This window comes from Taishania pollutisoli (assembly GCF_014518315.1).
Taxonomy (GTDB): Bacteria; Bacteroidota; Bacteroidia; order Flavobacteriales_D; family Crocinitomicaceae; genus Taishania; species Taishania pollutisoli.
In genome coordinates, this window is the sequence record NZ_JACVEL010000003.1 from 1 (window position 1) to 12555 (window position 12555).

A 12555-nucleotide genomic window follows, 5' to 3' on the forward strand; every position below is an offset into this window, starting at 1 on the left:
AGTCTCGAGTTTCAGAAACTCGAGACTTTAATGTAGTTTTGCTTTATTAACCTGTCAACTATTTTTAGGACTGGTCAGGTGTTTAATTCAAATATTATTCTGGAAATAGACTTTCGTCTCATCTACGCAACTTTTCAATTCTTTGAAAAATTCACTTCGCTTTTCTTCAGGAATCAAATCCAATGGGAAACGCAGGTGCAGATCATCTTTAAAATCAAAGAAAATAGTTTGTTGTTGTACGGAAACACGTCGCAGACCTTTGAAATAAATCAATGCTACATCCCGGTCTCCTGCCAGCAGTGCTTTGGTTGTTATTCCAACTCTGAACTTCTTTGCTGCTGCACCGTAAAAAGCAAAAAACAGCGTATCCAGTGCTCCAATTACCAATGAAACGAAGGGCATCCATGCTTCTTCTGTTAAGTAATAAACACCGTACCCAGCAGTCAGCATGACAACTGCTTCCAGGGAATTGTAGGTATAAATGCGTTGAATGCGGCTTGTGCTAACGGCCGTGTTCCATTTATACTTAGGCAACTGGTTTACCAACCTCAATGCAACCCAACGTCTGACACTTCTCCTGATGGTAATAAACAACAAAAAGATGCCCAGCACCAGAAATGCTTCCCGGCGGTACATCAGGTTGGCCCCGGACGTGTGCAAAGATGTTAGCGGAATATCAAATCCGACAACAATAGCCAAAAGCATTGTCGGAAAGAAAACCAGTAACAGTAAGACGTTAAAAAATTTATTCATTTGGAATCAGCTTGATTTTCTGACGAATTGCTACGATTTCGTCTTTCGCTTTTTCAATCTTTTTCTCTACTTCTTTTTTCAATGCATCCGCTCCTTTTGACTTTGCAAAGAAGCCCAGATTGTTTTCCAATTGCAGGATATCGTGATTCAACTGATCGATCCGCTTGCGTAAATCCGCTTTTTCGCGAGCAAACAAACGTCCTGAATCCGGACTTCCCGCCAGGGTATCCAAACGTGCCTGGAACATGACCTTGTTTTTCTCATCTCCTTCCAGCTTCAGCTCCGCATAATGTTTGTCCAGTGCCGTCTTGAATGCGTTGTAGACAGTATCTTTCTGTTTCATCGGAACCTTTCCGACAGCATTGAAGTCACTTGCAAATTGTTTCAGGTCGTTCAATGCCTGTTTTTTATCTTCGGGAATAACATACGCGTTGATTTTTCCGATGATGTCATTCTTCGCTGCCAGATTGGTTTCAAATTCCGCATCAGCCGCTTCAAAATGCTTTTGTCGGTTGTCAAAGAATACATCGCAGGCACCACGGAACTGTTTCCACAAACGTTGTTCATTACGTTGTCCGGCATTTCCAATTTCTTTCCACCGTTTTTGCAGTTGAACCAGCTGATTGGCTGTATTTTTCCAATCTGTTGATTCTTTCAACTCATTCGCTTTGGCAATCAGTTCTTTTTTCTTTTCAGCGATTTTGTCAAATTCTTGCTGAATGTCTCCGAAAAATTCTTTTTTCAGTTCAAAGAAACGATCACATTGCGCGCGGAATAACAACCAGATTTCTTCATTTTCTTTTCGCGGTCCGAACCCGATTTTCTTCCAATCTTCCTGGAAATGAAGAATTTTCCCCGTTGTTTCTTCCCAGAACTTCAAATCCGTCGTCTCCGGAATTGCAGCAACAACGGCCGTGATGGTATTCAGTAATTCTTGTTTTGCCTCCAGGTTTTTTGTCAGAACCGCCCGTTGTTCCTCATAATGTGTGTTGATTTTGGTGTAACATGCATGTACCGCTTTCCAGTATTCATCTTTCAGCAGTTCCCATTCATCATTGCTGACAGGTCCGATGTCCTCCCAATCGTTTTGTAGTGCTTTCAGCTGGTGTTCAATCTCTTTGACAGAAGCCAGTCCGGAAAGCGTTTTCAGTTTTTCAATCACTTCCTGCTTCATCTGCGTATTGCGCTTCAGGTCGTGATCTTTTAGCTGTTTATAAATGTTGATATTGTAGAAAAAATCTTCGATCAAACGGGAATACTCGGTTTGAATTTCATCGCGTTTTTCACGTGGAATGTCTCCGATTTCTTTCCAGGATTCCTGTATTTCTTTCAATGCACCGAAAGCAGCTCCGATATTTTCTTCGTTCTGGATGGTTTCTCTCAGTTTGTTGATCAGTGTTCTTTTCTTCGCAAGATTGGTAGATTCTTCTGCGTTTTTAGCATCAACAAGTGTTTTTCTTTTCTCACGAAAAGCTCTTAATTCTTCTTTGAATGCCTCTTTCAGTTGCAACAATTCAAGGTTTTCGGGAATTTCTTCTCCTTTTTCTTCCGCGTCCAATTGCGCAATTTGTAATTTGCGTTCTTCTTCGATCACATAGTCCTCGAAACGAGCGTTCAACTCATTCACTTCTCGACCAGCCGAAATCACATCTTCTTGCGAAGTCAGGGCTTTCAACTCTTCTAAAAATGCAGTACTTTCCATATCTTGTTTATTAAAATCCGGTCAAATAGTCTGCAGCATGTCAAAATTGGCAAGCTGCACAAATTTTTCAATTCGCTTATCCACGTCTTCGCGTGAAATGTTTTGCAGTTGCTCCGTTCCAAACTTCTCCACACAGTAAGAAGCCAAAGCGGAACCGGCGATAATTGCACGTTTCATATTCTCAAAAGAACTATCATCCGTTGATGCAATGTATCCCATAAATCCTCCTGCAAATGTATCTCCCGCTCCTGTCGGATCAAATACATCTTCCAGCGGAAGTGCCGGAGCAAAGAAAACCTTATCTTCATGGAACAACAATGCGCCGTGCTCTCCTTTTTTAATAATCAGGTATTTCGGCCCCATTGCACGAATGACTTTCGATGCCTTCACCAATGAATATTCGTTTGACAACTGTCTCGCCTCCTCATCATTGATGATCAATACATCTACCAATGCCAATGTCTGTTTCAAATCATCCATGGCGATGTCCATCCAGAAATTCATTGTATCCATTGCGATCAGTTTCGGACGTTCGTGCAAACGCTCGATCACCTGTCGCTGTACCTGCGGACTCAGATTCCCCAACAGCAGGTAATCCACCCCCTGGTATGAATCCGGAATCACCGGGTCAAATGTTCCCAATACATTTAATTCCGTCACCAATGTATCACGGGAATTCATGTCGTTGTGATAACGCCCCGACCAGAAGAATGTTTTCTCACCCTTTTTGATCTGCAATCCTGTTGTATCTACTCCTTTCGAAGCAATCAGGTCAATCATTTCCTGCGGAAAGTCCTCCCCTACTACAGAAACAATTTTCTGGTCTTTTTCAAAAAACGACGCAGATAACGCAATATACGTTCCTGCACCACCAATAATCTTATCTGTTTTTCCGAAAGGTGTTTCAATTGCATCAAAGGCTACACTTCCGACTGTCAATAAACTCATTCTTTTATTTTTTAGGATACAAAGATATGTTATTCATGTGAGGTAAGGTAAATTTTTGGAAGTTTTGATCGTAAAAGTCTTCGTTTCGCCATATCTCTTTCTATTAAAGCATTGAAAAAAGTGTTGCTTTGTTTTTTATTTATCTAACTTTGTCCTGAATTTAAGAATATGTTAGTACAAGTTGTAAAGTCAAAAATCCACAGAGTACGGGTAACACAGGCTGATTTAAATTACATCGGAAGCATTACCATTGATGAAACATTAATGGAAGCTGCCAACCTGGTTGAGGGGGAGCGGGTGCAAATTGTTGATATCAACAACGGAGAACGTTTTGAGACGTATGTGATCAAAGGAGACCGTGATTCAGGTACGATTTGCCTGAACGGTCCTGCTGCGAGAAAAGTAGCGATTGACGACATCATCATCATCATCGGTTACGGATTCATGGACTTTGAAGAAGCGAAGTCATTCAAACCGTCGCTTGCATTTCCGAATGAAACAACCAATCGACTGGATTAATAATTAATTTATGCTGAAGAAAACGATCTTAACACTTGTCAAAACACTACTTCCTTTGGGGATTGGTGTTTATTTGTTCTGGTTGTTTTTCTCCAGTATGTCTGAAGAGCATATTGCCAGCTTCAAAAAAGCATTAAAAGAAGCCAATTATTTCTGGGTGTTCCTTGCAATGTTGCTGGAATTTATATCACTTTGGTCGCGTGCCGTTCGCTGGAAATACATGTTGGAACCCATGGGGTATCAATCTCCGTGGAAACACCGTTATCACGCAATGATGATCGGTTATCTTGCCAACTATACCATTCCGAGAGCCGGAGAACCGACCCGCGCAGCGATGTTATTTCGGTCAGACGGTATTCCGTTTGCCAAATCATTCGGAACCATTATTGCCGAACGTGCGGTAGACGTAATCATGCTCGGACTTGTTACCTGTCTTGCCATGCTCATCGGCTACAGCGACCTGATGTCCATTTTCAATGAAATCGAACACCAATTAGGGGGAGGTGATACTGCCGCTTCCGGTGGTGTCGGATTGAAGCAAATCATTTACGGAGTCATCATCAGCATTGTTGCCCTGGGGCTCCTGGCTTACTTTTTCAGTAAAAAAATCCGCGAAAAACTGACGTTGTTCATCAAGGGAATTCTGAACGGGGTCTTCGCTATTTTTAAAACAAAAAATCCGGGAGGATTTATTGTACATACATTTATTATCTGGATTTGCTGGGTGCTGATGTTTATTGTACCGTTTTATTCCCTTTCGGAAACCAGTAATATTCCATTTACCGGGATGCTGATCGGCTTTGTTGTCGGATCGGTCGGAATGTCATTTACCAACGGAGGAATCGGTGTCTATCCATTGCTCGTCGGTCTGGTTGTTTCCTTCTACTTACAGGGAGAACATCCAGATGATGCAAAAGGACTCGGAAATGCGTTGGGAATGATTATCTGGTTGGGAAATACAGCAATCATGATTTTACTGGGATTGATTTCCCTTGCCCTTTTACCTAAAAATTACTCAACAAATGATGACACGTCAGGAGAACCTGCAGAATAAGATTGTTACCCTGGAAGAAGCCATCCGACGCGTCGGGATCTGGCGTAACACGGGAATGAAAATTACCTTTACAAACGGATGTTTTGACATTCTCCACACAGGCCATGTAACATATTTGACTCAGGCTGCAGACCTGGCCAACAGGTTAATTGTCGGATTAAACTCCGACGCATCTGTAAAAAGACAGGGTAAAGCAGATAATCGTCCGATCAACTCAGAAGCATCCAGAGCAATTGTATTGGCCGGATTGAGTGCTGTTGACCTGGTTGTAATTTTTGATGAAAATACCCCGTATGAACTGATCAAAACCCTGCAACCCGATATTGTAGCGAAAGGAAGTGATTATGATGCTGACGAGCGGAACACTGATTCCAAAACATATATTGTAGGAGCAGATCTGATGGACGCAACAGGAGGAAAAGTTGTTTCCATTCCGTTGGTAGAAGGTTTTTCCACAACCAATCTTATCCAGAAAATAAAGCAGTAAGAATTGCATCGGGCAGCAATGTCAATTTTCTTTTGTGACGTATTTATTTCTCCTTTTAATAAGGGCCAACAATAGCGTACCTTTTTCATTTGCGAATTACACGTATTCTCTCTTTTATAAAATCCCAGATTTAAACACGATGCGTTATTCGATGCTTCACTTGTTCTGTTGATGAAATTCTACCCTTTCTTCAGGGTTCTTTTCTCTCTTTCTATTGCATAAAAAACCGCTCTTTTGAAGCGGTTTTAAAATTTGTTTTTCCATTAAGATTAGTAACGAACACCAACCTTTAAGAATCTTCTGTTGTCAACGATATTTGATTTTTCACGAAGTGAATTAATCGCATCGTTTTGAATAGAAGATTTTGCCTGTCCAAGCATTGACTGAATCTCAGTTTCGTAAGATGTTGTTGCCGGTTCTGAAATTGTTTTATCCACACGTACAACATACACTGCGTTTCTTCCTTTCAACGGCAACGTTGTCGTTCCGTCTTTGATTCCTTTTGAGAACAATGATCCTACAATTTCCGGATCGTAACCACCACCCATGATGGAAGGGTTTGCAAACGTAATGTCTGCTTTCTGAACCTGGATATTGTTTTTAGAAGCGATTTCCTCTACGGATTTCCCGGTCATTTTACTTTTCAGGATATTCGCCTTCTTGTCGTTCATCAATTCTCTTCTCATTGCAACTTCAGCTGCTTCAAAAGAAGGTTCTCCTTTCTCACGTTTCATTGACAACATTGCGATGATGTATCGGTCTTCGTCTTTCAACGGCGTCAGGTTTACCTGTCCCGCTTCATTTTTTTCTCCGAATGCAAGAGCAATCAAGCGGTCTTCCGCCATGGATGTCTTCATTCCGTATACCTGGATGTTTTTCTCATCAATTGTCAGGCTCAACGGAGTGTATCCCTTTCTGTATGCCAATGTATCAAATGCATCATTTTTATCTTTCAGCGTTGATTTTTTCTCAACTGCTTCTACTGCATCCGACACCAGGTCATTTGCCAACAAGTTGATGTCATCCAGCGTAGTTGAACTTGGTTTTAACGTTTTTTCCACGATAACCAGGCTTGGTACTCTTCCGGATTTCTTTTCCAACACTTCAATGATGTGTACACCAAAATCTGATTGTACCCGTCCAATTTTTCCAACAGGATTGTTTTTCGCAAACTCACTGAACTCCGGAACCATTTCATTGTAGATAAAGTTTTCAATTTTACCTCCGTCTTGTTGCGACCCCGGATCCTCGCTGTATTGTGCAACAAATGTTTCAAAGTTGTCTTTGTTGATTTGCGCAATCAGGGAATCTGCCATTTTCAGTTTCGCCTGGCTTCCTACTGTATCTGTCTTTTGTGCTCTTAATAAAATGTGACGAACAGAGTAAATGTTGTTGTCAATCGCGATCACTTTTGCCAAACGGTATTTTCCTTTATCCAGGTAAGGTCCTACAACTGATCCCACTTCTGCTGTTGAGAAAACGGAATCCATCAATGCAGGATATGTAAATGTCGGATTTGCTTTCGGTGTGTTCTCAGAACGGTATCCTGCTTTCGGAATATAATACGGCCACTCACTGTTTCGAACCACAAAAATAGAATCTGCTTTTGCCGTACTTTGTTTTGCAAGTTCCCCTTTCAATTTGTTCATGTCGTTGAAGAACGTTGTTGAGTCTTCTTTTGAAGGAGCAATATTGACCGCAAAATATTTAATGTCACGTGAATTTGATTTAACACGGTACTTCACGTCTCCTTTGTTTTCTTCATAGAATTTTTTCAACTCTGCATCGGTAATCTTGATATCCGCATCCGGAATTTCAGAGAAACGTTTAATTGCAAATGAAATATTCTTAATGCGTTTTTGAGCAACATATGTATCTTTTGCTTCCAGCTTTGTTACATACACTCCCTGTCCGAGTAACTGGAAATATTTTTCCTGCAAACGTTGCAATGTCAGAGAAGTTTTGGTTTGCTCCCATGCGCGTTGCTCATCTGCATTGGTTGAAGACTTCAGTTCATCGACACGCTTACGCAGCAATTTTTCACTATATAAACCGGTAGCCGGATCTTTAAAGTTTTCTGCGATACTTGGAATTACAGAAAATCCTTCGTGACCATATAAGTAAGCGTCAAACTCACGATCACTTACAGATATTCCGAGTGCATTGAATTCTTTTTGCAATAAAATAGAGTCTACGATTGCATTCCACGCTTTGTTCTCAGACATCGCCTGATCACGCACAGTATATTCCCGTTGCTGAGCACGGAATTCCTGCTCATCGGCCTGTTGGTAATTCTTACTTGCCAACTCGTATAATTTCGGGTCAATTGCCTCTCCGTCGATGGAACCGTAACCTATTTGTTTTGGCTGACCAAACCAACTTTGATAGTCAGTAAGAATAAAAGCAAACAATGCAAGTCCGATCAGACCTACCAATAACCATGATTTCTCACGTATTTTTCCTATAATTGCCATAAGCTGTTAATTGTTACAAGGGTGCGAATATAGTTAGTTGAATTGACATATAAAAATTTCGCTTTGGTAATTTTTTTGTGTATACAGCAAGTTCATTAAAAATTGACCGGTTATTTTCATTTCACACCATCATATCACCTCCGGTTTTTCTCTATAAACCGACTGTTTTCAGGCATGTACGTCAATTTATCTGTTTTCTTTTTTGTTTCTATTAAAAATATTCATACCTTTGCACCCTTAAAATCAAAACCGTACCCCTCCTGCGGTATGTAAAACACTTTCGGAACGGAGGGATTCCGAAATACAATTTAATAAAAGCCAAGATGGCAAATCTTAATCAAGCGCAAGGAATTGCGGACTTCAATTGGGAAGCATTAGAATTGGACGGGTACAACAAAGTACAACGTTCAGAATTATCCGACAAGTACGAACAAACATTAACTTCTATCAATGAGAAAGAAGTAATTGAAGGTACAGTTGTCGCAATCACAAAAAGAGAAGTAATCATCAACATCGGGTACAAATCCGAGGGTGTTGTTCCTTCTTCTGAATTCCGTTACAACCCGGAATTGAAAGTCGGAGACAAAGTAGATGTTTACGTAGAAGTTCAAGAAGACAAATTTGGTCAATTGATCGTTTCTCACAAAACTGCACGTATGCACAAAGCATGGATCCGCGTGAATGAAGTATTGCGTTCAGGGGAGATCATCACAGGATATGTGAAGTGCCGTACGAAAGGTGGTTTGATCGTAGACGTATTTGGAATTGAAGCATTCTTGCCAGGTTCTCAAATCGACGTGAAACCAATCCGTGACTACGATGTATACGTTGGTAAAAACATGGAGTTCAAAGTGGTTAAAATCAACCAGGAATTCCGTAACGTTGTTGTGTCTCACAAAGCGCTTATCGAAGCGGAATTGGAAGAACAAAAGAAACAAATTATTTCAGGGCTTGAGAAAGGTCAGGTATTGGAAGGAACTGTTAAAAACATCACTTCTTACGGTGTATTCATCGACTTGGGTGGAGTTGACGGTCTTATCCACATCACAGATCTTTCATGGGGACGTGTTAACCACCCTGAAGAAATTGTTGAATTGGATCAGAAACTGAACGTCGTAATCTTAGATTTCGATGATGATAAGAAGCGTATTGCTCTTGGATTGAAACAATTGCAACCACATCCATGGGATGCATTGAATGCAGACCTTGCTGTTGGAGACAAAGTTTCAGGAAAAGTTGTTGTGATCGCTGACTACGGTGCGTTTGTTGAAATCGCTGCCGGAGTTGAAGGATTGATTCACGTTTCTGAAATGAGCTGGTCACAGCATTTACGTTCTGCTCAGGATTTCCTTTCAGTAGGAGATACTGTTGAAGCAGTTGTATTGACTTTGGATCGTGAAGAAAGAAAAATGTCATTGGGTATCAAACAATTGTTCCCGGATCCATGGAATGACATCGAAAACAAGTACACAGTTGGTTCTAAGCACAATGCTAAAGTTCGCAACTTTACAAACTTCGGTGTATTCGTAGAATTGGAAGAAGGAGTTGATGGATTGATCCACATTTCTGACCTTTCATGGCAAAAGAAAATCAAGCACCCATCTGAATTCTGCAAAGTAGGAGATGAAATGGAAGTGGTTGTATTGGAAATCGATCGTGAAAACAGAAGAATTTCTTTGGGGCACAAACAATTGGAAGAAAATCCATGGGATGTGTTTGAAACAATCTTCGGAGAAGGATCTGTTCACCAGGGAACAATCATCGATACAAAAGACAAATCAGGAATCGTTGCATTGCCGTACGGTGTTGAGGGAATTTGCCCTGTGAAACACTTGCGTAAGGAAGACGGAACAAACGCGAAAGTAGATGAGACACTTGATTTCAAAGTGATCGAGTTTAATAAAGAAGCGAAGAAAATCGTTCTTTCTCACACACGTACATTTGAAGAAGGAGATGACAAACCAGCAGCTGCTAAAGGTGGTAAGAAAGGTGGATCGTCTTCTGCTGTAAATGCAATTAACCAAAGTAATGAAAAATCGACATTGGGAGATTTGGATGCATTGGCTGAATTGAAAGAAAAATTGGACAAAGAGAAGTAATCTTCTCCCGATAAACTACGAAGGGATGTCTTTTCAGACATCCTTTTTTTGTGTTCATCGGTAAAAAATAGCAATCTAAGAGTAGCAGGCCGGAGCATTCTGTTGCTCACTAATGACTTTATTCGTAGGCTCTGTTTAAAAGTTAGGTGATGAAATCGTGTTGAATAAATTTCACACATCCCTGACTGTATTGAAGTTGTTTTTTCGCAGTGCCGCTCGTTGTCCCATAACCACATTCACGGATTACCTCTGTTGACTGTTAAGTCGGTGTCATTTTTTCGTTGTTTGTTCCTTTTGAATACATGTATCCGTAGTGAAAATATCACCTAATTTTTAGAACAGGGTCTATTCGTAAAACACCAAAAAGAGGATAATTGCGATCACAATCCAGAATAATAACAATTTCGGATTGCGATACAATGGTTTCTTTCCTCTTTTTGTTAATTGTTCGTATTGGTGGTGAAGGCGCGCAAAATCTTTCTGACGCTTGATCTGTTCAGTCGTCGGTTCGATTTTTTCGTTGTTTTTATGTACTCCAAACTTTCTCATTGCCCCCACTTCGATTTTAATTTTTCTAAAATCCGGTATACACGCATTTTAGCGTTCGCTTCGGTTATATTGTAAATTTCGGAAATTTCCCTGAAACTGATTCCCTGGAAATACCTCAATTCAATCAGGTCGCATTGCTCCTGATCCAATTCATTCAGTAATTGTACCAACTTCTCCTGTTCTTCCATCGACATGCCGTGCGAAGCCGTTACTTCATCCAGTAATCCCAACACTGCCTGTTGCTCTACATTCACCGTAATTGTTTTTTTCGCCGAACGGAAGTGCATGGAAACTTCGTTTTGGGCAATCCGGTACAACCAGCTCGAAAACGGTAATCCCATATCGGTGTACCGATCCATATTGGCCATCGCTTTTATAAACGTTTGCTGTGTCAGGTCCCCTGCCGTTTCTTCGTCTCCGCTCAACCGTTTGAATACGAAGCGGAAAATCTGTTCAAAGTATTTCTCATACAGCACTCCGAAATATTCCTGCTGCTTCTTTGCCAGCTGAATGATTTCCGCTTCTGTCAAATTGCTATGTCGTTTTCGAAACAAGGGCGAGAGTTTATAAAGAGAATACCAATTGCAATAAAAGTAACAAGATCCGGAGAAAAAATTTGATTTTTATTTTCAAAAGCAGGCACATCCGACAATTTCACCTTATTTTTGAACCAGTAATTCCAGTTGAAATGTCATCAAAAAAAGCGCTGTTTGAAGCCATAATATACGCCCGGACGCATTCTCCGTTTTATGCTGAAAAGCTCAGTAGTTACCACATTACCGAAGATTCAGTAGATACGGACCTGCAAAGGTTACCATTTACAACAAAAGAGGATCTTTCTGAACGCAACCGTGATTTTCTGGCTGTTCCTGTATCCCGGGTTGCTGAATACGTTACGACTTCCGGAACTTCCGGTTCTCCCGTGACGGTATTTCTTACGAAAAATGACCTGCTGCGACTTGCACAAAATGAAAAAGCTTCGTTGAGCTGCACAGGAGCAGGCAGCGGGGATGTGTTTCAACTCATGACAACCATCGATCGCCAATTCATGGCCGGACTGGCTTATTACCTGGGCGTACAGGAAATGGATGCCGGCATGATCCGTATCGGTCCCGGTGTTCCGGCACTGCAGTGGAAGTCTATTCTCGAAAACAATGTCACTGTACTTATCGCTGTTCCGAGTTTTATCATCACCCTGATTGATTATGCCAAGAATAACGGTATTAACTACCAGCATTCAACCGTCAAAAAAATTATCTGCATCGGGGAAGCGTTGCGGGAAGATGATTTGAGTCTGAACATTCTCGGCAGAAGAATCCGGGCGGATTGGGATGTTGAATTGTATTCCACGTATGCTTCAACGGAAATGGGGGCTGCGTTTACAGAATGTGAAGCCCGGAAAGGAGGACATCTGAATGCTGACTTATTACACCTGGAGGTATTGAAAGAAGATGGTACTCCGGCTCAAAACGGGGAATCGGGTGAAATTGTTATTACCACGTTGGGAACAGAAGGAACTCCTCTTGTTCGCTACCGGACAGGTGATCTGGCTCGTATCTATACAGCACCGTGCAGCTGCGGAAGAACATCTCCGCGCGTAGGGCCGATCATCGGAAGAAAAAACCAGATGATTAAGTATAAAGGAACCACGATTTTTCCCAATGCAATTTATGAAATTTTTGACGGTCAATCAGCTGTAACCTGCTACAAAGTAGAAGTTTCCAAAGATTACCTGGGGAATGATGCCATTACCGTATTACTGGAAAAGAAAATTGAAAATTCAGCCGTGATGCAGCACATTGTTTCAGATTGCCAGGCGAAGCTGAAAGTTGTTCCGCACTTTGTCTTTCTGGAAACGGATTACCTGCGTAGCCAGGTATTCAAGAAAAACATCCGCAAACCCGAAAAAATTGTGTTTAAATGATTTTTCTTTTTGATTTAACTGGGTTGAACGAATAAATAATCCATAA

General features: G+C 41.1%; 11 protein-coding genes. 5 read left to right on the forward strand and 6 right to left on the reverse strand.

Annotation, left to right across the window (positions count from 1 at the left end):
* Positions 1 to 87 precede the first annotated feature (87 nt).
* From H9Y05_RS05375 to H9Y05_RS05385, 3 genes are read right to left on the reverse strand one after another with little or no spacing between them, the layout of a single operon-like run.
* Positions 88 to 753 carry a hypothetical protein gene (locus tag H9Y05_RS05375; protein ID WP_163490341.1) on the reverse strand — a complete coding sequence of 222 codons (666 nt, stop codon included), beginning with the start codon at positions 751 to 753 and terminating at the stop codon, positions 88 to 90.
* On the reverse strand, positions 746 to 2455 hold the full coding sequence (locus tag H9Y05_RS05380) for a DUF349 domain-containing protein (protein ID WP_216713707.1): 1710 nt from the start codon (positions 2453 to 2455) through the stop codon (positions 746 to 748). The genes H9Y05_RS05375 and H9Y05_RS05380 overlap by 8 nt, the downstream gene beginning before the upstream one ends.
* A 21-nt stretch (positions 2456 to 2476) precedes the next feature.
* Positions 2477 to 3403: a PfkB family carbohydrate kinase gene (locus H9Y05_RS05385; RefSeq protein WP_163490339.1), complete on the reverse strand. Its 927-nt coding sequence runs from the start codon at positions 3401 to 3403 to the stop codon at positions 2477 to 2479.
* 168 nt (positions 3404 to 3571) lie between these two features.
* Between H9Y05_RS05385 and panD the strand changes: the two genes are divergently transcribed.
* From panD to H9Y05_RS05400, 3 genes are read left to right on the forward strand one after another with little or no spacing between them, the layout of a single operon-like run.
* Positions 3572 to 3922: an aspartate 1-decarboxylase gene (panD, locus tag H9Y05_RS05390; RefSeq protein WP_216713708.1), complete on the forward strand. Its 351-nt coding sequence runs from the start codon at positions 3572 to 3574 to the stop codon at positions 3920 to 3922.
* 10 nt (positions 3923 to 3932) lie between these two features.
* Positions 3933 to 4976: a lysylphosphatidylglycerol synthase transmembrane domain-containing protein gene (locus H9Y05_RS05395; protein WP_163490337.1), complete on the forward strand. Its 1044-nt coding sequence runs from the start codon at positions 3933 to 3935 to the stop codon at positions 4974 to 4976.
* A complete protein-coding gene (locus H9Y05_RS05400; RefSeq protein WP_235992140.1) occupies positions 4945 to 5463 on the forward strand; it encodes an adenylyltransferase/cytidyltransferase family protein in 519 nt (172 codons plus the stop codon). The genes H9Y05_RS05395 and H9Y05_RS05400 overlap by 32 nt, the downstream gene beginning before the upstream one ends.
* A gap of 269 nt (positions 5464 to 5732) precedes the next feature.
* Here the strand turns inward: H9Y05_RS05400 and H9Y05_RS05405 are convergent, their stop codons facing one another.
* Positions 5733 to 7937 carry a peptidylprolyl isomerase gene (locus tag H9Y05_RS05405; protein WP_163490336.1) on the reverse strand — a complete coding sequence of 735 codons (2205 nt, stop codon included), beginning with the start codon at positions 7935 to 7937 and terminating at the stop codon, positions 5733 to 5735.
* A gap of 323 nt (positions 7938 to 8260) precedes the next feature.
* Between H9Y05_RS05405 and rpsA the strand changes: the two genes are divergently transcribed.
* A complete protein-coding gene (gene rpsA / locus H9Y05_RS05410; RefSeq protein WP_163490335.1) occupies positions 8261 to 10036 on the forward strand; it encodes a 30S ribosomal protein S1 in 1776 nt (591 codons plus the stop codon).
* A 345-nt stretch (positions 10037 to 10381) separates the two neighbouring features.
* Here rpsA and H9Y05_RS05415 read toward each other — a convergent pair whose 3' ends face one another.
* Both H9Y05_RS05415 and H9Y05_RS05420 read right to left on the reverse strand, forming a co-directional pair.
* A complete protein-coding gene (locus H9Y05_RS05415; RefSeq protein ID WP_163490334.1) occupies positions 10382 to 10585 on the reverse strand; it encodes a hypothetical protein in 204 nt (67 codons plus the stop codon).
* Positions 10582 to 11115 carry an RNA polymerase sigma factor gene (locus H9Y05_RS05420; RefSeq protein ID WP_163490333.1) on the reverse strand — a complete coding sequence of 178 codons (534 nt, stop codon included), beginning with the start codon at positions 11113 to 11115 and terminating at the stop codon, positions 10582 to 10584. The genes H9Y05_RS05415 and H9Y05_RS05420 overlap by 4 nt, the downstream gene beginning before the upstream one ends.
* A gap of 158 nt (positions 11116 to 11273) precedes the next feature.
* Between H9Y05_RS05420 and H9Y05_RS05425 the strand changes: the two genes are divergently transcribed.
* Complete coding sequence (locus H9Y05_RS05425; protein ID WP_163490332.1) at positions 11274 to 12509, forward strand: phenylacetate--CoA ligase family protein; 1236 nt, start codon at positions 11274 to 11276, stop codon at positions 12507 to 12509.
* Positions 12510 to 12555: the final 46 nt, after the last annotated feature.

Excerpts from the sequence above, each read along its gene's own strand:
- H9Y05_RS05375 (WP_163490341.1), bottom strand. The coding sequence starts at position 753 with ATGAATAAATTTTTTAACGTCTTACTGTTACTGGTTTTCTTTCCGACA.
- H9Y05_RS05380 (WP_216713707.1), bottom strand. The coding sequence starts at position 2,455 with ATGGAAAGTACTGCATTTTTAGAAGAGTTGAAAGCCCTGACTTCGCAA.
- H9Y05_RS05405 (WP_163490336.1), bottom strand. The coding sequence starts at position 7,937 with ATGGCAATTATAGGAAAAATACGTGAGAAATCATGGTTATTGGTAGGT.
- H9Y05_RS05415 (WP_163490334.1), bottom strand. The coding sequence starts at position 10,585 with ATGAGAAAGTTTGGAGTACATAAAAACAACGAAAAAATCGAACCGACG.
- H9Y05_RS05395 (WP_163490337.1), top strand. The coding sequence starts at position 3,933 with ATGCTGAAGAAAACGATCTTAACACTTGTCAAAACACTACTTCCTTTG.
- H9Y05_RS05385 (WP_163490339.1), bottom strand. The coding sequence starts at position 3,403 with ATGAGTTTATTGACAGTCGGAAGTGTAGCCTTTGATGCAATTGAAACA.
- H9Y05_RS05425 (WP_163490332.1), top strand. The coding sequence starts at position 11,274 with ATGTCATCAAAAAAAGCGCTGTTTGAAGCCATAATATACGCCCGGACG.
- H9Y05_RS05400 (WP_235992140.1), top strand. The coding sequence starts at position 4,945 with ATGATGACACGTCAGGAGAACCTGCAGAATAAGATTGTTACCCTGGAA.
- rpsA (WP_163490335.1), top strand. The coding sequence starts at position 8,261 with ATGGCAAATCTTAATCAAGCGCAAGGAATTGCGGACTTCAATTGGGAA.
- panD (WP_216713708.1), top strand. The coding sequence starts at position 3,572 with ATGTTAGTACAAGTTGTAAAGTCAAAAATCCACAGAGTACGGGTAACA.